Raw genomic sequence first — 23,797 nt, 5'->3', positions numbered from 1 at the left:
TGTTGGAACCGCAATCGAGATGCGGTTAGATACCTCCCAAGAGACGAGCCGGGAGGGCATTATGAGCAGCATCGAAGCCAGCGACACGCCGAAGGGCGCAACGCCGTCCGTGATCGCGCAGCAAACGGCGATGCTGAACGCGCTGCCATTCTCCGACACGCGGGATTTCGACGACGCCGCGCGCGGCTTCCTCGGCACGATCGAGAACGCGGCGATCACCAACCCGCAAGGGCGGACGGTCTGGAGCCTCGAGCCGTACGGCTTTCTCGCCGCCGAGCAGGCGCCAGCCACGGTCAATCCGAGCCTGTGGCGGCAATCGCGACTCAACATGCAGCACGGCCTGTTCGAGGTCGTGCCCGGAATCTACCAGGTGCGCGGGCTCGACATCGCCAACATGACGCTGATCGAAGGCGACAGCGGCGTCATCGTCGTCGACACCCTGACCTCGATCGAGGGCGCGCGCGCCGCGCTCGATCTCTACTACAAGCACCGCGGCCAGCGGCCGGTTGCGGCCGTGATCTTCACCCACACCCACACCGACCATTGGGGCGGTGCGCGCGGCGTGCTGGAGGAGGATGCACTCGCGACCGGCCGCGTGCCGATCATCGCGCCGAACTTGTTCATGGAGCATGCCGTCTCCGAGAACATCATCGCGGGACCTGCGATGTTGCGCCGGGCGCAGTACCAGTTCGGGCCGCTCCTCGCCAAGGGCGCGCGCGGGCAGGTCGATTGCGGCCTCGGCAAGTCGATGGCGGCAGGTTCGGTGGCGCTGCTGCGGCCGACCGATTTGATCATGGCGACCGGCGACAGGCGCGTGATCGACGGCGTCGAATTCGAATTCCAGATGGCGCCGAACAGCGAAGCGCCGGCGGAGATGCATTTCTTCATCCCGCGCTACAAGCTGTTGAACCTCGCCGAGAACTGCACCCACAATTTCCACAATCTGCTGCCGTTCCGCGGCGCCGACGTGCGTGACGCGCTGGCCTGGTCGAAATATCTGGGCGAGGCCCTGCAGCTCTGGGACGGCAAGGCGGAGGCGATGTGTGGCCAGCATCACTGGCCGGTGTGGGGACGCGAACGCATCGGCACGATGATCCGGCAACAGCGCGACCTCTATAAGTTCGCGCATGACCAGACCATTCGCCTGATGAACCACGGCCTCACCGCAGCCGAGATCGCCGAAGCGATCCAGCTGCCCAAGAGCCTGGAGGGCGCCTGGCACGGCCGCGGCTATTACGGCCACATCCGGCACAATGTGAAGGCGATCTATCAAAAGTACCTGGGGTGGTACGACGCCAATCCGGTCAATCTCGACCCGCTGCCGCCGGTCGAGTCGGGCAAGAAGTATGTCGAGTACATGGGCGGCGCCGGCGCCATCCTCGCGCGGGCGCGTGTCGATTTCGACAAGGGCGAATTCCGCTTCGTGGCGCAGGCGCTCGGCCATCTCGTCTTTGCCGAGCCGGACAATCAGGCTGCGCGTGCGTTGCTGGCGGATACGCTGGAGCAGCTCGGCTACGCCGCCGAAAGCGCGACCTGGCGCAATGCCTATCTGTTCGGCGCGCAGGAATTGCGCCAGGGCATGCCGAAGGTGCCTTCGCGCCCGCCGATGCCGCGCGAGACGCTGGCGGCGCTGCGCACCTCACAGCTCTGGGACGTGCTCGGCATCCGCCTCAACGGACCGAAGGCGGAAGGAAAGCACATCGTGCTGAACTGGAGCTTTTCCGACACCGGCGAGACCTTCGTGCTCAATCTGGAGAACTGCGCGCTGACTTACACGGAGGGCATGCAGGCGGACAATGCCGATGCCAGCTTCACGCTGGCGCGGTCGACGCTCGATGAGGTGATCGCAAAACTGACCAGCTTCCCGGAGGCCGTGACTGCCGGCAAGGTCAAATTCGCCGGCAACCCGATGCGCCTCGCCGAGCTGATGGGCCTGATGGACGAATTCCCGCGCATGTTCGAGATCGTCGAGCCGAAGCGGGCGGTGGTGAGGTAGGGCAGCCGTCAGCGCGTTCTCATTGTCATCGCCCGGCTTGACCGGGCGATCCAGTATTCAGTGACGCCGCTGATCGAACCGAGAAGCCGCGGCGTACTGGATGCCCCGCCTGCGCGGGGCACGACAGTGGCTACTCCGCGCTGCTCACCAGCTTGATCCGCGGCGCCTGTTCCTCGCCGAGGCTGCGATAGGCCGCGAGATAATCCAGCGCCATGCGGCGCGCCGTGAAGCGCGTCTCGAACTGCTTGCGGATAACGGAGCGGTCGAGTTGCGGCAGGCGACCGACGACGCCGGCCGCGCTGAGGACGTCCTCGACGACGAAGCCGGTGAGGCCCTCGTCGATGATTTCCGGCACCGAGCCGCGGTTGAAGGCGATGACCGGCGTTCCGCAAGCCATGGCCTCGATCATCACCAGTCCAAACGGCTCCGGCCAGTCGATCGGCAGCAGCAAGCCCAGCGCGCCGCTCAAAAACTCCGACTTCTCGTGATCGCTGATCTCGCCGATGAATTCCACCAGCGGATTGTTCTCGATCATCGGCCGGATCAGCTCGTCATAGTAATCCTGGTCGGCCCGATCGACCTTGGCGGCGATCTTGAGCGGAATGCCGCAATGCGTCGCGATCTTGATGGCGCGGTCGACGCCCTTTTCCGGCGCGATGCGGCCGAGCACGGCGAGATATTCCTGTTTCGCCGGCTTCGGCGTCAGCAGGTTCTCCGGGAGGCCGTGGTGAATCGTCCTCACCCAGTTCGCCTGCGGCACCGGCCGGCGCTGCGCATTCGAGATCGAGACGACGGGGACCTTCGAGAAGGTCTTGAAGACCGGCTGATGCTCCGGCAGATCGAGCCGACCGTGCAGCGTGGTCAGGAACGGCGTCGGCTGCCGGTAGAACAGCGACCACGGATAATAATCGAGATGGAAGTGGAGGAAATCGAACTCCTCGTCGTCACATTTCTGCCGCACCCGCTCCAGCATCACCATGTGCAGCGCATTGGGATCGCGCACGGAACCGTCGAGGCGGAGCGCCCGCGGCCACAGCGCATCCAGCTTTGCCGAGGTTTGCGAGTCGCCGCTGGCGAATAGCGTTACGTCATGCCCAAGGGCCACCAGCTCTTCCGTCAACCAATGCACCACCCGCTCGGTGCCGCCATACAGCTTGGGTGGAACAGCCTCCGTCAACGGAGCTACCTGCGCGATGCGCATCTCACCATCTCCTCTGTGCGATCATGTGTAGGAAAGCCCCCGCCTGTTCAGCACCGGCATGCCAATCAAGGGAACGTTCCCGCACTTGCGAAGTTCCTCCCTCCGAACGTTACTTATTCGACACGTCGGATGCCCGTCGCGATGCTGCCATCACATCATCGCAGAACGCCCGCATCCGCATGTCGTGATGAGTGTGCCCGGGAACCGAGGCGAGTGGTCGATGTTCAGTCGGCTAACAACAAAAGTCTGAATCATCACGACGGGGTCGATAGTCACATGGATCATCTTTCTGGATATGCGCACCGGCCGTTTGCCTTTGTTTTGCGCTATCTTCGGCGTCGCCTCACGTCGCATCTCGTGATCCTGACCGCTGTGGTAGCGGCCGTCGCCTGCTCCGTAGGCACGCAGTATGGCGTCAAATCCCTCGTCGACAGTTTGTCGGCCGGCGCTTCGCATGGTGGAAGCGTATGGCTGGCATTCATATTCCTCATGACGCTGATCGCCGCTGACAATTTCCTCTGGCGGATTGCGAGCTGGACGGCCAGCTTCACCTTCGTCCGTGTCACCGGTGATTTACGCCGTGACATCTTTCGTCATCTGACCGGCCACGCGCCGAGCTACTTCTCCGACCGCATGCCCGGCATGCTGACGAGCCGCATCACGGCGACGTCCAATGCGGTGTTCACGGTCGAAAACATGTTCGTCTGGAATGTGCTGCCGCCGTGCATCGCAACGGTTGCGGCAATCGCGCTGATTGGAACCGTCAGCCCTTACATGGCACTCGGCCTGATGGTAATTGCCGGCGGCATGGTGCTTGCGATGTTCCGCTTGGCTGCCGCGGGCAAGCCGCTGCATGACGACTTCGCCGACAAGGCCGCCGTCGTCGACGGCGAGATGATCGACGTCATCAGCAACATGCCGCTGGTGCGCGCCTTCTGCGGCATCGGGCACGAGCATGAGCGGTTCGACGCGACTGTGAACCGGGAGCTCACCGCGCGCGGCCGCAGCCTGCGCTATCTGGAGAAGCTGCGGCTTATCCATGCCGGCGTCACAGTCGTGCTCACGATCGCCCTGATGGCCTGGGCGATCATGCTCTGGCAGGATGGCCGGGCGACCACGGGCGACGTCGTGCTGGTCTGCACCCTCGGTCTCTCCATTCTGAACGCGACGCGCGATCTCGCGGTGGCGCTGGTCGACGTCACCCAGCACGTTGCGCGGCTGACCGAGGCGATCGCCACGCTGCTGGTGCCGCACGAATTGCGCGACCACCCCGAGGCCGAGCCGCTGGTGAAGAGCGGCGCCGCGATCGCGTTCAACAATGTCACTTTCGGCTATCCCGGCGGCGAAAAGATCTTCGAGCGCTTCAGCCTGCGCCTGCAGCCCGGCCAGCGCGTCGGCCTGGTCGGCCAGTCCGGCGGCGGAAAGTCGACGCTGTTCACGCTGCTCCAGCGCTTCTACGACACCGACGAGGGTAGCATCACCATCGACGGCCAGGACATTTCCAAGGTGACGCAGCAGAGCCTGCGCGAGGCGATCTCCGTCGTGCCGCAGGACATCTCGCTGTTCCACCGCTCAATTCGCGAGAACATCCGCTATGGTCGCCCGAACGCGACCGACGACGAGGTGCTGCGTGCGGCGATCGCGGCGCGCTGCGATTTCGTCGAAAGCCTGCCTGGTGGTCTCGACACCATGGTCGGCGACCGCGGCGTCAAGATGTCCGGCGGTCAGCGCCAGCGCATCGCGATTGCGCGCGCCTTCCTGAAGGACGCGCCGATCCTGCTGCTGGACGAGGCGACCGCCGCGCTCGACAGCGAATCCGAGGAGGCTATCCGCGAGGCGTTGTCGCGGCTGATGCGCGGCCGCACGGTCATCGCGATCGCGCATCGCCTCGCGACCCTGCGCAATTTCGATCGCGTGGTCGTGTTGAGGGGTGGTAAGATCATTGAGGACGGGTCGCCCGAGCGTCTGATGCAGGGCCACGGGCCCTATCGTGAGCTGGTCACGCAGGAAATGAGCCGGCTCGCCCAAGCCGCCGCGTAAACCACAGTCGCGTTCGAGTCGGTTGCGTGTCGAAACAAGCGCAGGGGAGCTGCTGATGTCGGCTGAAGCCGTTACCCAATTCGTCTCCGTGACGCGGACCGTGGACCAGGTCGCGGAACAGCCTTTCTATATTCCGATGACGGGACCGTCGGCGCGGCCGCGGCGTTCGCTCAAGCACGACGACACCTTTATCGTGCTCGACAGCCATGGCGACATCGGCGCTTCGGCCGGTGGGCCCGATGGCTTGTTCCATCACGACACGCGCTACCTTGCGAGGCTCGAGCTCGTGCTAGACGATCTCCAGCCGTTGCTGCTGGGCTCGAACCTGCGCGACGACAATTCAGCCCTGACCGTCGATCTGACCAATCCGGACATCTACCGGCAGGGCAGCCTCGTGCTGCAAAAGGACCTGCTGCACATCGTGCGCACGATCTTCCTGTGGCGCGGGACCGCCTATCAGCGCATCGGCGTGCAGAACCACGGCGACCGCCCGACTGGCTTCGCGCTGACGCTGCTGTTCGACAATGATTTCGCCGATCTGTTCGAAGTCCGCGGCGAGCGGCGCCCGCGCCGCGGCATCGGCTCGAGCCGGCTGTTGGGACCGACCGACGTGCTGTTCGACTACCGCGGTCTTGATGACGCCGAGCGCACCACGGGCCTGCATTTCGATCCGCGCCCGACGAAGTTGTCGGTGAACGCCGCGACCTGGCAGCTCGAACTCGACCCTCATGAGTCGAAATCCCTGTTCGTGGCCGTGTCCTGCAATCGGCCGGTCGCGGAGAAGCCGGCGCGCTTTTTCAGAAGCCTGCTCGCCCACCGCCGCGAGATGCGCCGATCGACGATGGGCGCCGCCAGCATCGAGACCTCCAACAACATCTTCAACGAGGTGCTGTGCCAGGCCATGGCCGACCTCAACATGCTGATGACGGAGACGCCGCAGGGCCGCTATCCGTATGCGGGGATTCCCTGGTACTCGACGACGTTCGGCCGCGATGGGCTGATCACCGCGCTACAGATGCTATGGGTCGACCCGCGGATCGCCAAGGGCGTGCTGCGGCGGCTTGCCCATTTCCAGGCCAAGGCGGTCGATCCGCTCGCCGATGCCGCGCCGGGCAAGATCCTGCATGAGATGCGCGGCGGCGAGATGGCGGCGCTGCGCGAGGTGCCGTTCGCGCAATATTACGGCAGCGTCGATTCCACGGCCTTGTTCGTCCTGCTGGCAGGAAGCTATTTCGAACGCACCGGCGACGAGAAGACCTTGACCGAGCTGTGGCCGGCCATCGAAGCGGGGTTGGCCTGGATCGACGGTCCGGGGGACCCCGACAAGGACGGCTTCGTCGAGTATCAGCGCGCTACGGAAAAGGGCCTCGCCAACCAGGGCTGGAAGGATTCCTACGACGCGATCTTCCATGCCGATGGCCAGCTTGCGGAAGGCAATCTCGCGCTGGCCGAAGTGCAAGGTTACGTCTTTGCCGCCAAGCGGCTCGCCGCGCGCTGCGCGCTCCGGCTTGGCAAGCCTGATCTCGCCAAAAAGCTCGAGGCCGAGGCCAAGGCGCTGGCCGAGCGTTTCGAGACCGCGTTCTGGTGCGAGGAGCTCGGCACCTATGCGCTTGCGCTCGACGGCAAGAAGCGGCCCTGCAAGGTGCGGACCTCGAACGCCGGCCAGATCCTGTTCAGCGGCATGATCCGCGAGGACCGTGCGCGCCTCGTCGCCGCCGATTTGATGCGGCCGCATTTCTTCTCGGGCTGGGGCATCCGCACCGTCGCTGTCGGCGAGGTGCGTTACAATCCGATGTCCTATCATGACGGGTCGATCTGGCCGCATGACAATGCGCTGATCGCGCTCGGGCTCGCGCGCTACGGGCTCAAGCATTCGGTCGCGCATGTCTTCAAGGGACTGTTCGACGCCGCGACCTACATGGACCTGCGCCGGTTGCCCGAATTGTTCTGCGGCTTCCGGCGCGAAAAGCGGCGCGGCCCGACGCTCTATCCGGTCGCCTGCGCGCCGCAGGCCTGGGCCAGCGCAACGGCGTTCACGCTATTGGAGGCGGCGCTGGGCATCGAGTTCGACGTGGCGCGCGGCGAGATCCGGCTGCGCAATCCGCACCTGCCGGCGTTTCTGCACGAGGTGATATTGCGCGATCTGCGTCTGGGCGGGTCCAGCGTGGACCTGCGCGTCAGCCGCCATGGCGACGACGTGGCGCTGGAGGTGTTGCGCACGCGTGGCCAGATCCAGGTCTCGATCGTGCTGGCGCGCTGACGGCGTGCCGGGAGGAGGGTGCATGCGTACCGCCGGATGGTTGGCCTTGGGCGTCGTGATCGTCTGCGGAATGACGCTCGCGGTATCACGCGCCGCGGAGGAGTCACCCGCACCCTCGACCGAAGCGAATGCACCGCCGACGGCGCAGCCGCCGGCGTCATCGGTCCCCGTCACGCCAAAGAATGCCGCGCCGCCGCCGTCGGTCACGATCATCGGCGCGAGCGATGCGCACGGTGTGCTTGGTCGTGACGTGCTCAGCGCGGCGAACGAGGACATGGGCCGCATCGTCGACGTCATCGTCGACCGGAGCGGGCACGTGCGCGCCGCCGTGATCGATTTCGGCGGCTTCCTCGGCGTCGGCAGCCGCAAGATCGTAGTGGACTGGAACGCGCTTCGATTCGGCAAGATCACCAACAAGAAGGACAGCATCACGCTGGAATTGACCAAGGCGCAGGTCGCGGCCGCGCCGGAGTACAAGGAGGACACGCCGATGGTGGTGCTCGGCGCGTCCGGCAGCCTGCAGCCGCTGCAAGCTGTTCAGTGAGGCGCGGGGAGGGATGGCCGCCGGTGCTGTTGTCGAGGAAGCCGAATCATGCGGATCGCGAGGGCCGCGTTGAGCAGGACAAATTTGCGGCGCCGTTGCCCGCCGGCATTCCGGCGCCGTCGCGCCAGAGCCTGCGCGGCCTCGACTGGTTCATCTTCTTCCTCGCCGACGTGCAGACCGGATTCGGGCCGTTCATCGCGGTTTATCTGACGACCCAGAAATGGACCCAGGTCGAGATCGGCCTCGTGCTGTCGATCGGCGGCATCGTTGCCCTGATCGGCCAGATGCCGGGCGGCGCCATCATCGACGCCGCGAAATCCGAGCGGCTGGTCGCGGGCCTCGCGATCGCCACCATAGGCTGCTGCGCGCTCGCCTATGCGGCGATGCCGATCTTCCCCGTGGTGGTGGCTGCGGCCACCTTGCACGCCGCCGCGAGCTGCGTGCTCGGACCGGCGATCGCGGCGATCAGCCTCGGTCTGGTCGGCCCGCTCGCGATCGGCGAGCGTCTCGGCCGCAACGCGCGCTTTGCTTCGCTCGGCAACGGTGTTGCGGCCGCGGTGATGGGAACGGCCGGCTATCTGCTGTCGAGCCGCTCGGTGTTCCTGGTCACCTTCCTGCTCGCAATTCCCACCTTGATCGCCCTCTCTCGCATCCGCGAGCACGAGGTCGACATCGCGCGCTGTCACGGCGAGATGCCGCGCGAGGCGGAGGATCGCGGCGACACCAATATCTGGCATCTGATCCGGCAGCGGCCGCTCATCGTCTTTGCGCTCAGCGTGCTCCTGTTGCAGCTCGCGAACGCCTCGATGATGCCGCTGATGGCAAGCGCGGTGACGGCGCGATCGAGCGAGTGGGCGACGGTCCTCGTCGCCTTCTGCATCGTCGTGCCGCAGGCGATCGTGGCGCTGCTGTCGCCGAGCGTAGGGCGCAAGGCGCAAGCATGGGGCCGCAGGCCGCTGCTGCTGATCGGATTCGCGGCGCTGACGATTCGCGGTCTGCTGTTCGCGACCGTGCGCGATCCGTATCTGCTGGTGCTGGTGCAGGTGTTCGACGGCCTCACTGCGGCGGTGTTCGCGGTGATGATCCCGCTGATCGTGGCCGACGTCGCCTTCGGCAGCGGCCACTTCAACCTCGCGCAGGGCATCGTCGGCACGGCAATGGGCATCGGCGCGTCGCTGAGCACCGCGCTTGGCGGCTATGTCAGCGATAAATTCGGCAATGCGATGGCGTTCACCGGACTGTCCGGCATCGCGGCGACGGGACTTCTGCTTATTCTGCTTGTGATGCCGGAGACGCGGCGCACGGACATGATCGTAGCAAAAGAAATGGCCGGCTGAACCGATTCAGCCGGCCATGAGTGGATGGGAGAGAAGAGATCAGGCGTCGAGATTGTGCAGGCGTGCGCGGTTGCGCAGCACGATCTGGCGGGCGCCCGAGAAGCCGAGAATGCCCTGGGCGTGAAGCTGCGACAGCGCGCGCGAGACGGTCTCGAGCGTGAGACCGAGATAGTCGCCGATGTCGCGGCGGCACATCGGCAGCGCCATCATACCGGCAACCGCGAGGCGGCGGTCCATTTCGAGCAGGAAGGTTGCGACGCGCTCCATCGCGGTCTTGCGGCCCAGCAGCAGCATGTGGTCTTCGGCGTGGCGAAGCTCACCGGCGGTCATGGCCCAGAGCTTGCGGGCGACCTGGACGTCGGTGGCTGCGGCCTTCTCGAGGCTCGCGCGCTTCACGAGGCGCACCGTGGTGTCGATGATAGCTTCAGCAGCAAGGCGGTGGGTGGTGCCGGATTCGAGGCCGAATACGTCGCCGGGAAGGTGGAAGGAGCCGATCTGGCGGCGGCCGTCGGAGAGAAGCTTGTAGCTGCGCACGGCGCCGGTGACGACCTGATAGACATACTCGGCCGGCTCGTCCTCGCCATAGATCTCCTCTTCCTTGCGGTAGGAGAACTCGGTGGCAACGAGGCCGACATGGCCGGCGATCGCACCGAACTGGTCGGAGACGGGATAGCCCGGGGCGATCTTGCTGCCGTTGATCTGGGTCTTGATCGCCTGGGTGTTGATCGTCTGGGTCAGCATCTGCGCCATCTCCGTTGTGATGGCGCTTTGTTACGCGGTATCGGGTGCCTCGAAAATTTCGCGAGATATCTTAAGGGGGGTGCCTTACGTAGAATCCCGTAGGTCAGCTATGGACCCGGTTCTGGATGGCGTGGCGAATGCGTTTGACCAGGTTTTCGTCCAGAAGCGGCTTCAGAATCACTTCATTCACGCCTGCGGCCGCCGCCCGGGCCGAGATATTCGGGTCGGGATAGCCGGTGATCAGGATCACCGGGGTATCGCCCTCGGACTGGCGCAGTCGCCCGGCCAGCTCGATGCCGTTGATGTCGGGCATTTTGTAGTCGATCACGTAACAGTCTGCACCGGACGGGCTCGCCGCATTGAGCAGCGCTGTGGCATTCCTGAAGGTCCGCACGGAAAAACCGTCGGTTTCCAGCAAAAACCTCAGCGAGCCGAGCACAGCGGCATCGTCGTCGACCACATAGATGCTTGGCTTTGCTGGTGACGACATCGGGAGCCGCTCAGGATGGGAGCTGATCGCAATCATTCCGATCTGGTAGCACAGGGCGAGCGAGCGGTTTTGACTTGCCTCAATCCTGGTGACTTCAATCGTTGAGCATTCCGGCACGCATGGCCAGCCGCACCAATTCCGACAGGCTGTTGGCCTGCATCTTGGTCATCACATTGGCCCGGTAGACCTCGATGGTGCGCGGGCTGATGTCGTACTCGCGGGCGATCAGCTTGTTGGAGAGGCCCGCGATCAGCCCCTCCATGACCTGGCGTTCCCTGGGGCTCAGGGAAGCGACGCGAGCGGCGACATCCTGGGCGATGGCATCGTTCCTGGCCGCCGGCTCGCCCTCGCGGATCGCGGATTCGATCATGGCGACGAGGCGGTCATCTTCGAACGGCTTTTCCAGGAAATCCATGGCACCGAGCTTCATCGCCTCGACCGCGAGCGGCACGTCGCCATGGCCGGTCATGATCAGGATTGGAAACCGGCTGCGCTGCGCCTTCAGGCGCTTGAGAAGCTCGATCCCGTCGATGCCGGGCATGCGCACGTCGGAGACGACGCAACCGAAGGCGAGGCCGGGCAGGGCGTCGAGAAAACTCTGCGCGTTGTCGAACAGCGTGACGCCGAAGCCAGCCGAATCCAGCAGGAAGTTCAGTGAATCCCGCATCGCCTCGTCGTCGTCAATGACGTAGATGATTCCCTTGGTCGTCATGGATCAGTTCTCGTCGGCTGCCGGCAACGTGAAGCGGAATGTCGCTCCACCCGATGCGTTGCTCTCGGCCCACATCCGGCCGCCGTGAGCCTCGATGATCGAGCGGCTGATGGACAGTCCCACGCCCATGCCGGTGTCCTTGGTGGTGAAAAAAGTCTGAAACAGGTTTGGCATGACGTCGTCCTGGAAGCCGGAGCCGGTATCGGAGACCTCGATCTCGATCATGTCGTCGGCGACGCGGGTGTTGGTGACGACGAGCTCGCGCCGAGGCGACTGCGCCATCGCTTCCAGCGCGTTGCGGAACAGGTTGACCAGCACCTGCTGGATTTGCACCCGGTCGGCGAGCACGAGATCGGCATTGGGATTGAGGCTGAAGCGAAGCTGCACGTCCTGCTCGCGCGCGCCTGCCAGCCCGAGGGCGCCGGCCTCTTCGATCAGTCTGGACAGGCTCTCGACCCGTTTCTCCGATTCGCCGCGGGAGACGAAGTCGCGCAGGCGCCGGATGATCTGGCCGGCGCGCAGCGCCTGCTCGGCGGCGCGCTCCAGCGCGCTCTCGATCTTCGGCGCATTCGGATCCTGGCTTCCGGCGAGCAACCGCCGCGACCCCTTCATGTAGTTGCTGATCGCTGCCAGCGGTTGGTTGAGCTCGTGGGCGAGCGCGGACGCCATTTCGCCCATCGCGCTCAATCGCGAGACGTGGACGAGCTCGGACTGCAATTCCTGGAGCCGCGTCTGGGTTTTCTGATGCTCGGTCAGATCGCGGACGAAGCCGGTGAAATAGGGCTCGCCGCCCGACTGCATCTCGCCGATCGACAGGTGCATCGGAAAGGTCGTGCCGTCGCGGCGCTTGCCGGTCACGATGCGGCCGATGCCGATGATGTGTGGGTCGCTGGTGGTCCGGTAACGCGCGATGTAGCCGTCGTGACGTGAGCTGTCGGGCTCCGGCATCAGGATGCGGACGTTCTGGCCGATTGCCTCCGACTCGACCCAGCCGAACAGGCGCTCGGCCGCCGCGCTGAAGAGCTGGATGATGCCATGGCCGTCGATGACGATCATGGCATCGGGAATCGTCTGGAGGATCGAGCGGAGGTGACTCTCGCGGGTGCGCAGGGTTTCCTCGACCTGCTTCTCCTCATCGACATCAAGAAAGATGCCGCTGAGATGTCGGGCAGCGCCGGCGTCGTCACGAATCAGTCCCGCGCGGGCGCGGATCCACTGCGCTCTGCCCGACGCCCCCGTGACCCTGAATGACACGTCGAAGCTGCCGCCTCGTTCGGAGACGCGCCGGATCGCGATCTCGATCCGCTCGCGGTCGTTCGGCTCCAGCCGGGACAGAAACAGCGCGTAACTCACCGATTGGCCGGATTCGATTCCGAACAGGATTCTGGCCGTCTCCGACCACTCCAATTCCAGTGTCTTGAGATCGAGATCCCAGGTCCCGACGCCAAATCCTTCGATTCGAACGCGGAAATGTTCGCCCCGGCCGTCATCTTGCGGATGAATCACACGGGTCGGCGCCACACGATCACTCCCATTCTGATGCGGGGAACCGCACAGCGTTACCGTCGGCAATGTACCCAACGAGGGGCCAGAGGCAAGTTCCGATGTCTTATACCATTGGCAGATTTCGGGCCCGCGCGGTGATCCAAGGTTTTGATCTATCTCATCCTGCCAGCTGGCGACCGGCTTACGATCGGATCAAAGCTCATTGCCCCGGAGACTCCGATGACATACGCGACCGTGATGGTCAGCCTGGCGCTCGATCAGCCCAACGAGGCGCGGCTTCAGCTCGCGGGCGAGCTTGCCGAACGATTCGAGGCGTCGATCATCGGCCTTGCTGCGGCGCAGTTCGCCCCGCCGCTCTACTTCAGCGATGGCGCCGCAGCGCAGGGACTGATCGATGAGGGACAAGCCTCGGTCAAGCGACGCCTGGGCGAGCTCGAGGCGCAATTCCGCGCCGCGATCAGGAATCGCGGCGGACATGTGGAATGGCGTAGCGCCATGGATTTCCCGGCGCGCTTTACGTTCACCCAGGCGCGTTGCGCCGACATCATCGTCACCGGCGGGCAGAGCCCGGCCTTCTCCGACGCCTTCGCGCTCGCGAGCCCAAAGGATCTGGTGATGCAAGCCGGCCGGCCGATCCTGGTCGTGCCTGACGGCGTCAACTGGCTCGACCTGCGCAGCGTCCTCGTGGCGTGGAAGGATACGCCGGAAGCGCGGCGGGCGCTGGCCGATGCGCTGCCGATACTGCGCAAGGCCAGGGATGTTACCGTCGTCGCAATTCCCGAAGGCGACGACGATCGCCCAGCCGCGGTCGCTGGCGTGACCGACGTGACGGCGTGGCTTGCCCGCCACGGCGTGACCGCGATCGCGCGCGTTTCCGAAGCGGCCCGCAACGAAACCGTCGCCGGGCAACTGGAGAAAATTGCCGGCGATGTCGGCGCCAGCCTGGTCGTCGCCGGTGCCTACGGTCATTCGCGCTTCCGCGAACTGATCCTCGGCGGCGTCACCCAGTATCTGGTTACTCAATCTGCCCGCTGCGTGCTGCTGTCGCACTGACGCCGGAGCGATACAAGACGAATCGAAGAGGACGCGCCGTGTACAGATTCCTTGAACAGACCGTCGACGGCTACATGACGCACGACGTCAGGACGGTGAGGCGCGACCTCGACCTGCTCGCGCTGAGCGAGATGTTCGAACGCGACGATTTCAATTCCTATCCGGTCGAGGACGACGGGCAGGTCGTCGGCATCGTCACCAAGTTCGATATCCTGAAGTGCTTCGCCTTCACGCCGAGCCAGATGCTGCCGCGCTATCACGACCTGATGAGCCGCAAAATCGGCGACGTCATGACTCCCGACTTTATCTATGTCAGCCCCGACACGCGGCTGACGCGCGTGCTCCAGATCATGGTCGAGCACCGCATCAGGAGCATCATCGTGCTCGACGGTGCGCAGAAGCTGGTCGGAATCGTCGCGCGCGAGGACGTTATCGCGGCGCTCAAGGCGACGGCACGCGAGTGACGTTTCCCCTTCTCCCCTTGTGGGAGAAGGTGGCATAGGCGGCCTTCGGCCGCCGTTCTTGAGAACGCCGAAGCGAAGCTTCGGCTATGACGCCGGATGAGAGGTTTTCTCCACCGAAAGACTCTTTCGTGCGGGACCAACCCCTCGCCCAAGTGAGATTGCCGCGCCGTCCTCGCCGCCCTCTCCCGCAAGGGGAGAGGGCACTGCAACTGGCGCCGCATCACCCACATTAACAGAAATCCACATAGCTTGATTTCAATCAATTCCCCGCGAGGGCGAATGTGGTTTCTGGCCCTGTGTTCTTTCAGAGAGAATCCGCATGAGCCAGCCCTCCATCTCCAAGTCCATGACGTCAGGTGAAAGCGGCCTGGCTGTCGTGTTCGCGGTCACCGCCTTCCTCTGCGTGATTGCCTCGGCCAAGGCGCTCGATGCGCCCTTCGCCTTCCATGCCGCGCTGAGCGCGGCGGCGAGCCTGACCGCCGTCTTCTGCATCATCAACCGTTACCTCGATCGGCCGGCGGCGCTGCCGCCTGCGGAGATCAACGGTCGCCCGAATTACAACATGGGGCCGATCAAGTTCTCCTCCGTCATGGCGATGTTCTGGGGCATTGCCGGCTTTCTCGTCGGCCTCATCATCGCCTCGCAACTGGCGTGGCCGGCGCTGAACTTCGATCTGCCCTGGACCAGCTTCGGCCGCCTGCGTCCGCTGCACACGTCCGCGGTGATTTTCGCCTTCGGCGGCAACGTCCTGATCGCGACCTCCTTCTACGTCGTCCAGAAGAGCTGCCGCGTTCGCCTTGCGGGCGATCTCGCGCCCTGGTTCGTTGTCGTCGGCTATAACTTCTTCATCCTGATCGCCGGCACCGGCTATCTGCTCGGCGTCACCCAGTCGAAGGAATATGCCGAGCCGGAATGGTACGCCGATCTGTGGCTGACCATCGTCTGGGTCACCTATCTGCTGGTCTTCCTTGCCACGATCATCAAGCGCAAGGAGCCGCACATCTTCGTCGCGAACTGGTTCTATCTCGCCTTCATCGTGACGATTGCGGTCTTGCATCTCGGCAACAACCCGGCGCTGCCGGTCTCGGTGTTCGGTTCGAAATCCTACATCGCCTGGGGCGGCATCCAGGACGCCATGTTCCAGTGGTGGTACGGCCACAACGCGGTCGGCTTCTTCCTGACCGCCGGCTTCCTCGCCATCATGTACTACTTCATCCCCAAGCGCGCCGAGCGGCCGATCTATTCCTACCGTCTCTCGATCATCCATTTCTGGGCGCTGATCTTCCTCTACATCTGGGCCGGCCCGCACCATCTGCACTACACGGCGCTGCCGGACTGGACCCAGACGCTCGGCATGACCTTCTCGATCATGCTGTGGATGCCGTCCTGGGGCGGCATGATCAACGGCCTGATGACGCTGTCGGGCGCCTGGGACAAGCTGCGCACCGATCCCGTGCTGCGCATGCTCGTGGTCTCCGTCGCCTTCTACGGCATGTCGACCTTCGAGGGCCCGATGATGTCGATCAAGGTGGTCAACTCGCTCAGCCACTACACCGACTGGACCATCGGCCACGTGCACTCCGGCGCGCTCGGCTGGGTCGGCTTCGTCTCCTTTGGCGCACTCTACTGCCTGGTGCCATGGATCTGGAATCGCAAGGGCCTCTACAGCCTCAAGCTCGTCAACTGGCACTTCTGGATCGCGACGCTTGGCATCGTCCTCTACATCTCGGCGATGTGGGTGTCCGGCATCCTTCAGGGCCTGATGTGGCGCGCCTACACCTCGCTCGGCTTCCTCGAATATTCCTTTATCGAGACCGTCGAGGCGATGCATCCCTTCTACATCATCCGCGCAGCCGGCGGCGGGCTGTTCCTGATCGGCGCGTTGATCATGGCCTATAATCTCTGGATGACCGTTCGCGTCGGCGAACAGGAAGTCCAGATGCCCGTCGCTCTTCAGCCGGCGGAATGAGGAGTTTTCCATGTCGTTCTGGACACGCCACCAAATCTTCGAAAAGAACTCGATCATCCTGATCGTCGGCATCCTGCTGGTGATCGCGATCGGCGGTCTCGTCGAGATCACTCCGCTGTTCTACCTCAAGAGCACGATCGAAGCGGTCGACGGGATCAGGCCGTATACGCCGCTGGAGCTCGCCGGGCGCAACGTCTACATCCGCGAGGGCTGCTATCTCTGCCATTCGCAGATGATCCGCCCCTTGCGCGACGAGGTCGAGCGCTACGGTCATTTCTCGCTGGCCGCCGAGAGCATGTACGACCATCCGTTCCAGTGGGGCTCGAAGCGCACCGGTCCCGATCTTGCCCGCGTCGGCGCCAAATATTCCGACGACTGGCACGTTACCCATCTGACGAACCCGCGCGCAATCGTGCCGCAGTCGGTGATGCCCGGCTATCCATTCCTCAGCAAGACCGAGGTCGATCCGGACACGATCGCCGACCACATGCGCACGCTGCGGACGGTCGGCACGCCCTACACCGACGACCAGATCGCCAATGCGGGCGCCGACATGAAGGCCCAGGCCGATCCTGACAATGCAGGCTCCGACGCTTTCACGAAGCGCTACGCCAAGGCCGTGGTGCGCAACTTCGACGGCAAGGCCGGCACGCCGACCGAGATGGACGCGCTGATCGCCTATCTCCAGATGCTCGGCACGCTGGTCGACTTCAAGATCTACAACGAGAAAGCCAATCTTCGCTGAGAAGGCACCAACGATGAAAGCCATCCTGACCCTCGACAATCTCGCGTCCGGCCTCGTGACCACGATCTGGACGCCGGTGTTCGTCGCGATCTTCGTCGCGATCATCGCCTACGCATTCTGGCCCCGTAACAAGGCAGCTTTCGACGAAGCGGCACACCTGCCGTTGCGGGAGGAGTAAGAGATCATGACCGATCATCATAGCGACATCGATCCCGTCTCCGGCAGGTCCACGACCGGCCATGAGTGGGACGGCATCAAGGAGCTCAACACGCCGCTGCCGCGCTGGTGGGTAATCACCTTCTACCTCACCATCGTCTGGGCGATCGGCTACTGGATCGTGTATCCGGCCTGGCCGCTGATCTCCAGCAATACCACGGGCCTGTTCGGCTACTCGACGCGCGCCGACGTCGCGGTCGAGCTCGCCAACCTCGAGAAGATCCGCGGAGCCAAGATGGTTGCGCTGGGCGCGGCCTCGCTCGCCGACATCGAGAAGGATCCCGCGTTGCTGGCGCTCGCGCGAGCCAAGGGCAAAACCGTGTTCGGCGACAATTGCGCGCCATGTCACGGCTCAGGCGGCGCCGGCGCCAAGGGCTATCCGAACCTGAACGACGACGACTGGCTGTGGGGCGGCACGCTCGACCAGATCATGCAGACCATCCAGTTCGGCGCACGCTCCGGCCATGCCAAGGCGCACGAAGGCCAGATGCTCGCATTCGGCAAGGACGGCGTGCTGAAACCGGACGAGATCGTCACGGCCGCCAACTATGTCCGGGCACTCTCGGGCCTTCCGACCCGCAAGGGCTATGACGCGGCTAAAGGCGAGAAGATCTTCGCGGAGAATTGCGTCGCCTGCCATGGCGACGGCGGCAAGGGCAACCCGGAGATGGGCGCCCCCAATTTGACCGACAAGATCTGGCTCTATGGTTCGGACGAGGCGACGCTGATCGAGACCATCAGCCAGGGCCGCGCGGGCGTGATGCCGGCCTGGGAAGGGCGGCTCGATCCCGCCACCATCAAGGCGATGGCGGTTTACGTCCACTCGCTGGGCGGCGGAAAATAGCCAACCCGCAGCAAACGGGGGCGAACAAAAAACGCCCCCGCTTGCGCTGGATCAACTGACGCGGCGGCGTCGGGTCTAGGTTTAATCGCACCTCTCGAAAAGCTGCAGGCGATGAACAGGACCGTGAACCCAAAAGAGCTCCCATTAGACGATGACAACGGGCCGCTCTATGTGGCCCAGAAGAAAGTCTATCCTCAGAGCATCTCGGGCACCTTCCGCCGGATCAAATGGGGCCTGATGGCGTTCTGCCTCGGCGTCTACTACTTCCTGCCGTTCGTGCGCTGGAACCGCGGCCTCGGTGCTCCGAGCCAGGCGGTGCTGATCGATCTTCCCAACAGCCGCTTCTATTTCTTCTTCATCGAGCTGTGGCCGCAGGAGGTCTACTACTTCACCGGCCTGCTGATCGTCGCCGCGGTGGCACTATTCCTGATGAACTCGGTCGGCGGCCGCATCTGGTGCGGCTATCTCTGTCCGCAGACGGTGTGGACCGACCTGTTCTATGCAGTCGAGCGTCTGATCGAGGGCGACCGGCGCGAGCGGATGAAGAAGGACAAATCGTCCGACCCGATGAAGCTGGAGCGCATTTCCGAGATCGTGCTCAAGCATTCGATCTGGCTCTTGATCGGGTGGTGGACCGGCGGCGCCTGGGTGCTCTATTTCAACGACGCACCGACGCTGGTCAGGGAACTCGTCACCTTCCAGGCGCCGATGATCGCCTATATCTGGATCGGCATTCTGACGGCTACGACCTACGTGCTCGCCGGCTTCATGCGCGAGCAGGTCTGCACCTATATGTGCCCGTGGCCGCGGATCCAGGCCGCGCTCACCGACGAATGGGCGCTCAACGTGACCTATCGTTACGATCGCGGCGAGAAGCGTACGTCGGTCAAGAAGGCGATCGAGCTGCGCGCGCTCGGCGAGCAAGTCGGCGACTGCGTCGACTGCTATCAATGCGTCGCCGTGTGTCCGACCGGCATCGACATCCGCAATGGACCGCAGCTCGAATGCATCCAGTGCGGGCTCTGCATCGATGCCTGCGACAACGTGATGACGAAGATCGGCCGGCCGAAGCGGCTGATCGGCTACGACAACGACGTCAACATCCAGCGTCGCCAGGAAGGCAAGGCGCCGATCTACCGCATCGTCCGGGCCCGCACCGTCGCCTACAGCGCGATCATCGCGGCGGTCGGCGGCATCATGATCTATACGCTGGCGACCCGTAGCCTGCTCGACGTCAACGTGCTGCACGACCGCAACCCGGTCGCGGTCAGGCTCAGCGACGGTTCGATCCGCAATGCCTACACGGTGCGGCTGCTCAACAAGAGCGGTTACGACCGCGTCATCGCGATCGACGCGAACGGTCCCGTCAATGCGACGATCCATGTCATCGGGATCGATTCCGTGACGCCGGACCGGCCGATGATCGTGGTTCCGCGCGACTCCACCAGCGAACTTCGGCTGCTCGTGACCGCGCCGGTGGAGGGCAATCCGGAAAAGTCGATCCCGGTTCGCTTTCACGTCACCGATATCGGCCTCGGCGAAGTCGCCAGCGCCACCGACAATTTCGTCGCGCCCTAGGATCAGGAGCCCGCCATGGCAACCAAGCCGCTGACCGGAACCAAGGTGTTTCTGATGCTGGTCGCCTTCTTCGGCGTCGTGATCGGCGTCAACGTGACCATGATGAAGCTCGCGATCGCGACGCTGCCGGGCACCGACGTCGACAGCCCCTATGCCGCGGGCCTCACCTACGATCGCGAAATTTCGGCGGCGCAGGACCAGGCCGCGCGAAAATGGAAGGTCAGCGCCCATGTCGAGCGCCGAAGCGATGGCGGCGCCGTGCTTCAGGTCGAAGCGCGCGACGCGAGTGGCCAGCCGATCGCCGGACTGAAATTCGGCGGGCGCCTGGAGCGGCCGACCGACAAGCGCGCCGATCTCGCAATCGAGCTCTCGGAGGCCGGCATCGGCCTCTATCGCGGCAATGCCGCATCGGTCGCGCCCGGCCAGTGGGATCTCGTGATCGAGGGCGAGGCGCGGGGAACGCGCGTGTTCATGTCGCGCAACCGCGTGATCCTGAACTGAAGGATTTTGTCATGCACGTCTCGCGCGACTTCTCGCATTACGTCCGGACTGCGGGCGAGGGCGTCCAGCACATCGATCTCGCGGTCGAGGGCGTTCACTGTGCCGGCTGCATGGCCAAGATCGAGCGCGGTCTGTCCGCGATTCCCGACGTCACGCTGGCGCGCGTGAACCTCACCGACCGCCGCGTTGCGCTGGAATGGAAGGCGGGCACACTCGATCCGGCCCGCTTCATCGATCGCCTCGAAGAGCTCGGCTACAAGGCCTATCCTTACGAGACCGAGAGCGCGGAGGCGAGCGAGGTCGCCGAATCGCGCTTCTTGCTGCGCTGCCTCGGCGTCGCCGCGTTCGCCACCATGAACGTGATGATGCTGTCGATCCCGGTGTGGTCCGGCAACGTCTCGGACATGCTGCCGGAACAGCGCGATTTCTTCCACTGGCTGTCGGCGCTGATCGCGCTGCCGGCGGCGGCCTATGCCGGCCAGCCGTTCTTCCGCTCGGCCTGGCGCGCGCTGTCGGCCAGGACCACCAACATGGACGTGCCGATCTCGATCGGCGTGACGCTGGCGCTCGGCATGTCCGTCGTCGAGACCATCAACCACGCCGAGCACGCCTATTTCGACGCGGCGATCATGCTGCTCACTTTCCTCCTGGTCGGCCGCTTCCTCGACCAGAACATGCGCCGGCGGACCCGCGCGGTCGCGGGCAATCTCGCCGCGCTCAAAGCGGAGACCGCGGCCAAGTTCATCGGGCCTGACGAGATATCTCAAGTGCCGGTGGCCGCGATCTATCCCGGCGACATCGTGCTGCTGCGACCCGGCGAGCGCTGCGCGGTCGACGGTACCGTGATCGAGGGCCGCTCCGAAATCGACCAGAGCCTGATCACCGGCGAGACGCTCTATGTCACCGCCGAACAGGGCACGCCGGTCTATGCGGGATCGATGAACATCTCGGGTAGCTTGCGGGTGCGGGTCTCGGCCGCCTCCGAGGCGACGCTGCTCGCCGAGATCACGCGGCTGCTCGACAATGCGCTGCAGGCGCGCTCGCGCTACATGCGGCTCGCCGACCGCGCTTCGCGACTTTACGCGCCGGTGGTGCATGCCACCGCGCTCGTCACCATCCTCGGTTGGGTCATCGCGGGCGCCGGCTGGCATGATGCGATCGTGACCGGCGTCGCGGTGCTGATCATCACCTGTCCCTGCGCGCTCGGGCTCGCCATTCCGACGGTGCAGACAGTGGCCTCGGGCGCGATGTTCAAGGCGGGTGTCCTGCTGAATTCCGGCGATGCCATCGAGCGTCTCGCGGAAGCCGATCACGTCATCTTCGACAAGACCGGCACGCTGACGCTGCCCGATCTCGAAGTGATGAATGCGGCAGATATCCCCGCTGATGTCTTCGAGCTTGCCGGGCGGCTCGCGCTGTCGAGCCATCATCCGGTCGCGGCCGCGGTCGCGCAGGCCTCCGACGCCAGATCGCCGATCGTCGGCGCGGTCGAGGAGGCCGGCCAGGGCGTGCGCGCTGTGGTCGATGGCATCGAGATTCGCCTCGGCCGTCCGTCCTTCTGCGGCGCCGAGACGCTGGTCTCCGACGTCACAAGTCTCGATCCCCAAGCCTCCGTCGTGGCTTTCAGCAAGGGCAGCGAAAAATTCATCCTCTCTGTGCGCCAGGGCCTCCGTCCCGATGCGCAGGCTGTGATCGCGGCGCTGAGGGCGCGCAACATCGGCATCGAGATTCTCTCCGGCGACCGCGAACCGGCGGTGATCGCGGCGGCTCATGCTCTGGGCATCTCCGAATGGCGCGCCGGGGTGACGCCGGCCGACAAGATCGCGCGGATCGAGGTGTTGAAGCAGCGGGGCATGAAGGTCCTGATGGTCGGCGACGGTATGAACGACGCGCCATCGCTGGCGGCAGCGCACGTCTCGATGTCGCCGATTTCGGCCGCGCATTTGAGCCAGGCAACCGCCGATCTCGTCTTCCTCGGCCGGCCGCTGGCCCCGGTCGTCGCCGCCATCGACGCTTCACGCAAGGCGCTGCACTTGATGCGGCAGAATCTCTGGCTTGCGATCGGCTACAATGCCCTCGCGGTGCCGGTGGCGATCAGCGGCGTCGTGACACCCCTGATCGCGGCTGCCGCCATGAGCGGATCGTCGATCCTGGTGATGCTGAATTCGTTGCGCGCGCGCGGCGCCTCGCGGGAGATCGTGTGATGGAGATCCTCGTCATCCTGGTGCCGCTGGCGCTGATGCTCGGTCTCGCCGGTCTCGTCGCCTTCCTCTGGTCGCTCCGCAGCGGCCAGTATGACGATCTCGACGGCGCCGCCTGGCGCGCCATCGCCGACGACGAGCCGCCGCAGGAGGCGCCGGCCAAGCGCTAGCGCTTCAAGGCGAGCGTCAGCAGGGCCGCGACCGCAAGCGCCAGACCCACTCCGGCCACGCAGGCATACCAGCCATAGGCGTCGAACAGCCGACCGAGGACGGCGGTGCCGATGAGCCCGCCGCAGAAATAGCAGGCGAGATAGGTGCCGCTGGCGATGCCGCGGTTCTCCGCCGCAGCCCGTCCCACGAATCCTGTCGCAGCGGCTTGCGCGGAAAAGGTGCCGATTCCGACCAGAACCATCCCGGCGAGGACCGCGCCCAGGTATGGAGCCAGCATCAGCGGCAGGCCGATCCCTGCGATGGTGAGCGAGCCCCAGATCGTCGGACGCGTTCCGAGGCGCGGCGCCACTTTGCCGGCCAGCAACGTGGTGACCACCGACGGCAGGAAGACGAAGTAAACGAAGCCGAGGTCCATCATGCCCAGCGACAGCGGCGACCGAACCAGAACGAAATTTACGAATGTGAAGGTGCCGATGAATGCGAACAGGATGCAGAAGCCGATGCCGTAGGCGGCACGCAGCCGTGGATCGCGCCACTGCGCGATCGTCGCGCCAAGCGCCGACGCCGTCGGCGTCGTTGCACGCGTCGGCTGTACGCGCGCAATGGTGAAATAAACCAGTGCCGCGCCGGCGAGATTGAGGGCTGCGAAGAAATAGAAATTCCATGCCAGGCCAAGGCTATCGGCGATCGCGGCCGAGACCAGCCGGCCAACGAAATTGCTGGCGACGTTTCCCGTGATGTAGGCGGCAAAGGCGCCGCCGGAATCCACTGCGCTGCATTGCTCGCCGAGATGAGCCAATGTCAATGCGAAGGCGGATGCCATGCAGAGCCCCTGCGCGACTCGTAGGCCGGTGAAGACGGCAAGATTGGGCGCAGTCGCCAGCAGGCTCGTCGGAATCGCGAGCAGGGTCAGGCTGAGCAGGATGCCGGTCCGCCTGTCGATGTGCGGGCTGAGAAAGCCGACGACGAGGCCTGCGACGGCCATGCCGAACGTGCTGGCGTTGACGGCCAGGCTCATCGCCGCCGGGGTGACGCCGTAGTGACGTGTCAGCGAGGGCAGGATTGCCTGTGTCGCGAACAGGTCGACGACGGTCAGGAAGGCAGTGAGGCCGATCACGAGGGAGCGAAGCGCGAGACCTGGTGAATGCGCGTCCATCGTCATCGCGGTCGGTTTGATCGGCGCGGAAAGATCGGTCATGGCAGGCCTCCCTTGTGATGAATGTGGCGC

The 23,797-nt window shown here is 64.6% G+C and carries 21 protein-coding genes; 15 read left to right on the top strand and 6 right to left on the bottom strand.

Annotation, left to right across the window (positions count from 1 at the left end):
* Positions 1 to 61 precede the first annotated feature (61 nt).
* Positions 62 to 1,996 (top strand): alkyl/aryl-sulfatase, encoded by a 1,935-nt coding sequence (locus tag AC0L3C_RS15105; protein ID WP_473408357.1) that lies wholly within the window; start codon positions 62 to 64, stop codon positions 1,994 to 1,996.
* A gap of 130 nt (positions 1,997 to 2,126) precedes the next feature.
* On the opposite strand, the gene AC0L3C_RS15100 is transcribed toward AC0L3C_RS15105, so the two are convergent.
* Positions 2,127 to 3,197, bottom strand: coding sequence for a glycosyltransferase family 4 protein (locus tag AC0L3C_RS15100; protein ID WP_473263461.1), 1,071 nt, complete (start codon positions 3,195 to 3,197; stop codon positions 2,127 to 2,129).
* Between the two features lie 276 nt (positions 3,198 to 3,473).
* On the opposite strand from AC0L3C_RS15100, the gene AC0L3C_RS15095 reads away from it, so the two are divergent.
* The 4 genes from AC0L3C_RS15095 to AC0L3C_RS15080 are packed head-to-tail and all read left to right on the top strand — an operon-like array spanning position 3,474 to position 9,378.
* Positions 3,474 to 5,237 carry an ABC transporter ATP-binding protein gene (locus AC0L3C_RS15095; protein ID WP_473408356.1) on the top strand — a complete coding sequence of 588 codons (1,764 nt, stop codon included), beginning with the start codon at positions 3,474 to 3,476 and terminating at the stop codon, positions 5,235 to 5,237.
* Positions 5,238 to 5,292: 55 nt separating this feature from the next.
* Positions 5,293 to 7,497: an amylo-alpha-1,6-glucosidase gene (locus tag AC0L3C_RS15090; protein WP_473408355.1), complete on the top strand. Its 2,205-nt coding sequence runs from the start codon at positions 5,293 to 5,295 to the stop codon at positions 7,495 to 7,497.
* A gap of 22 nt (positions 7,498 to 7,519) precedes the next feature.
* Positions 7,520 to 8,041, top strand: coding sequence for a PRC-barrel domain-containing protein (locus AC0L3C_RS15085; RefSeq protein ID WP_473263465.1), 522 nt, complete (start codon positions 7,520 to 7,522; stop codon positions 8,039 to 8,041).
* 23 nt (positions 8,042 to 8,064) lie between these two features.
* Complete coding sequence (locus AC0L3C_RS15080) at positions 8,065 to 9,378, top strand: MFS transporter (RefSeq protein ID WP_473408354.1); 1,314 nt, start codon at positions 8,065 to 8,067, stop codon at positions 9,376 to 9,378.
* Positions 9,379 to 9,417: 39 nt separating this feature from the next.
* Here the strand turns inward: AC0L3C_RS15080 and AC0L3C_RS15075 are convergent, their stop codons facing one another.
* The 4 genes from AC0L3C_RS15075 to fixL form a co-directional block, all read right to left on the bottom strand.
* Positions 9,418 to 10,119 carry a helix-turn-helix domain-containing protein gene (locus AC0L3C_RS15075; protein ID WP_473263467.1) on the bottom strand — a complete coding sequence of 234 codons (702 nt, stop codon included), beginning with the start codon at positions 10,117 to 10,119 and terminating at the stop codon, positions 9,418 to 9,420.
* Between the two features lie 103 nt (positions 10,120 to 10,222).
* Positions 10,223 to 10,645 (bottom strand): response regulator, encoded by a 423-nt coding sequence (locus AC0L3C_RS15070; protein ID WP_473263469.1) that lies wholly within the window; start codon positions 10,643 to 10,645, stop codon positions 10,223 to 10,225.
* A gap of 58 nt (positions 10,646 to 10,703) precedes the next feature.
* The gene (gene fixJ, locus AC0L3C_RS15065) at positions 10,704 to 11,321 is read right to left on the bottom strand and encodes a response regulator FixJ (protein ID WP_473263470.1); all 618 of its coding nucleotides are present in this window, start codon (positions 11,319 to 11,321) and stop codon (positions 10,704 to 10,706) included.
* 3 nt (positions 11,322 to 11,324) lie between these two features.
* Positions 11,325 to 12,842: a sensor protein FixL gene (fixL, locus tag AC0L3C_RS15060; protein ID WP_473408353.1), complete on the bottom strand. Its 1,518-nt coding sequence runs from the start codon at positions 12,840 to 12,842 to the stop codon at positions 11,325 to 11,327.
* 204 nt (positions 12,843 to 13,046) lie between these two features.
* Here fixL and AC0L3C_RS15055 point away from each other — a divergent pair, with 204 nt between their 5' ends.
* From AC0L3C_RS15055 to ccoS, 10 genes are all read left to right on the top strand, one after another.
* On the top strand, positions 13,047 to 13,880 hold the full coding sequence (locus AC0L3C_RS15055; RefSeq protein ID WP_473408352.1) for a universal stress protein: 834 nt from the start codon (positions 13,047 to 13,049) through the stop codon (positions 13,878 to 13,880).
* A 38-nt stretch (positions 13,881 to 13,918) separates the two neighbouring features.
* A complete protein-coding gene (locus AC0L3C_RS15050; protein WP_456765398.1) occupies positions 13,919 to 14,344 on the top strand; it encodes a CBS domain-containing protein in 426 nt (141 codons plus the stop codon).
* A gap of 319 nt (positions 14,345 to 14,663) precedes the next feature.
* Positions 14,664 to 16,313 (top strand): cytochrome-c oxidase, cbb3-type subunit I, encoded by a 1,650-nt coding sequence (gene ccoN, locus AC0L3C_RS15045; RefSeq protein ID WP_473408351.1) that lies wholly within the window; start codon positions 14,664 to 14,666, stop codon positions 16,311 to 16,313.
* A 10-nt stretch (positions 16,314 to 16,323) separates the two neighbouring features.
* Positions 16,324 to 17,058, top strand: coding sequence for a cytochrome-c oxidase, cbb3-type subunit II (gene ccoO / locus AC0L3C_RS15040; RefSeq protein ID WP_247288469.1), 735 nt, complete (start codon positions 16,324 to 16,326; stop codon positions 17,056 to 17,058).
* 13 nt (positions 17,059 to 17,071) lie between these two features.
* On the top strand, positions 17,072 to 17,236 hold the full coding sequence (locus AC0L3C_RS15035; protein WP_007594016.1) for a CcoQ/FixQ family Cbb3-type cytochrome c oxidase assembly chaperone: 165 nt from the start codon (positions 17,072 to 17,074) through the stop codon (positions 17,234 to 17,236).
* 6 nt (positions 17,237 to 17,242) lie between these two features.
* Positions 17,243 to 18,118, top strand: coding sequence for a cytochrome-c oxidase, cbb3-type subunit III (gene ccoP, locus AC0L3C_RS15030; RefSeq protein ID WP_473281277.1), 876 nt, complete (start codon positions 17,243 to 17,245; stop codon positions 18,116 to 18,118).
* A gap of 111 nt (positions 18,119 to 18,229) precedes the next feature.
* Positions 18,230 to 19,696 carry a cytochrome c oxidase accessory protein CcoG gene (gene ccoG, locus AC0L3C_RS15025; RefSeq protein WP_473408350.1) on the top strand — a complete coding sequence of 489 codons (1,467 nt, stop codon included), beginning with the start codon at positions 18,230 to 18,232 and terminating at the stop codon, positions 19,694 to 19,696.
* A 15-nt stretch (positions 19,697 to 19,711) separates the two neighbouring features.
* Positions 19,712 to 20,197, top strand: a complete 486-nt coding sequence (locus tag AC0L3C_RS15020; RefSeq protein ID WP_473408349.1) for a FixH family protein — start codon at positions 19,712 to 19,714, stop codon at positions 20,195 to 20,197.
* Positions 20,198 to 20,208: 11 nt separating this feature from the next.
* Positions 20,209 to 22,401, top strand: coding sequence for a cation-translocating P-type ATPase (locus tag AC0L3C_RS15015; protein WP_473408348.1), 2,193 nt, complete (start codon positions 20,209 to 20,211; stop codon positions 22,399 to 22,401).
* Entirely contained in the window at positions 22,401 to 22,568 is a 168-nt protein-coding gene (ccoS, locus tag AC0L3C_RS15010) for a cbb3-type cytochrome oxidase assembly protein CcoS (protein ID WP_007607689.1), read from the top strand. Before AC0L3C_RS15015 ends, ccoS begins: the two co-directional genes overlap by 1 nt.
* Here ccoS and AC0L3C_RS15005 read toward each other — a convergent pair.
* Positions 22,565 to 23,767 carry an MFS transporter gene (locus AC0L3C_RS15005; RefSeq protein WP_473408347.1) on the bottom strand — a complete coding sequence of 401 codons (1,203 nt, stop codon included), beginning with the start codon at positions 23,765 to 23,767 and terminating at the stop codon, positions 22,565 to 22,567. The two genes, ccoS and AC0L3C_RS15005, sit on opposite strands and share 4 nt — an antisense overlap.
* Between the last annotated feature and the right edge of the window lie 30 nt (positions 23,768 to 23,797).

This window comes from Bradyrhizobium sp. WSM4872 (assembly GCF_055811715.1).
This window is presented reverse-complemented; position numbering and strand designations above follow the sequence as displayed.

Coding starts and splice junctions, on each gene's coding strand:
- ccoG (WP_473408350.1), top strand. CDS start 18,230: ATGAACAGGACCGTGAACCCAAAAGAGCTCCCATTAGACGATGACAAC.
- AC0L3C_RS15020 (WP_473408349.1), top strand. CDS start 19,712: ATGGCAACCAAGCCGCTGACCGGAACCAAGGTGTTTCTGATGCTGGTC.
- AC0L3C_RS15035 (WP_007594016.1), top strand. CDS start 17,072: ATGAAAGCCATCCTGACCCTCGACAATCTCGCGTCCGGCCTCGTGACC.
- fixJ (WP_473263470.1), bottom strand. CDS start 11,321: ATGACGACCAAGGGAATCATCTACGTCATTGACGACGACGAGGCGATG.
- AC0L3C_RS15100 (WP_473263461.1), bottom strand. CDS start 3,197: ATGCGCATCGCGCAGGTAGCTCCGTTGACGGAGGCTGTTCCACCCAAG.
- AC0L3C_RS15015 (WP_473408348.1), top strand. CDS start 20,209: ATGCACGTCTCGCGCGACTTCTCGCATTACGTCCGGACTGCGGGCGAG.
- AC0L3C_RS15005 (WP_473408347.1), bottom strand. CDS start 23,767: ATGACCGATCTTTCCGCGCCGATCAAACCGACCGCGATGACGATGGAC.
- AC0L3C_RS15095 (WP_473408356.1), top strand. CDS start 3,474: ATGGATCATCTTTCTGGATATGCGCACCGGCCGTTTGCCTTTGTTTTG.
- AC0L3C_RS15085 (WP_473263465.1), top strand. CDS start 7,520: ATGCGTACCGCCGGATGGTTGGCCTTGGGCGTCGTGATCGTCTGCGGA.
- ccoS (WP_007607689.1), top strand. CDS start 22,401: ATGGAGATCCTCGTCATCCTGGTGCCGCTGGCGCTGATGCTCGGTCTC.
- AC0L3C_RS15075 (WP_473263467.1), bottom strand. CDS start 10,119: ATGCTGACCCAGACGATCAACACCCAGGCGATCAAGACCCAGATCAAC.
- AC0L3C_RS15070 (WP_473263469.1), bottom strand. CDS start 10,645: ATGATTGCGATCAGCTCCCATCCTGAGCGGCTCCCGATGTCGTCACCA.
- ccoN (WP_473408351.1), top strand. CDS start 14,664: ATGAGCCAGCCCTCCATCTCCAAGTCCATGACGTCAGGTGAAAGCGGC.
- AC0L3C_RS15090 (WP_473408355.1), top strand. CDS start 5,293: ATGTCGGCTGAAGCCGTTACCCAATTCGTCTCCGTGACGCGGACCGTG.
- ccoO (WP_247288469.1), top strand. CDS start 16,324: ATGTCGTTCTGGACACGCCACCAAATCTTCGAAAAGAACTCGATCATC.
- ccoP (WP_473281277.1), top strand. CDS start 17,243: ATGACCGATCATCATAGCGACATCGATCCCGTCTCCGGCAGGTCCACG.
- AC0L3C_RS15055 (WP_473408352.1), top strand. CDS start 13,047: ATGACATACGCGACCGTGATGGTCAGCCTGGCGCTCGATCAGCCCAAC.
- AC0L3C_RS15105 (WP_473408357.1), top strand. CDS start 62: ATGAGCAGCATCGAAGCCAGCGACACGCCGAAGGGCGCAACGCCGTCC.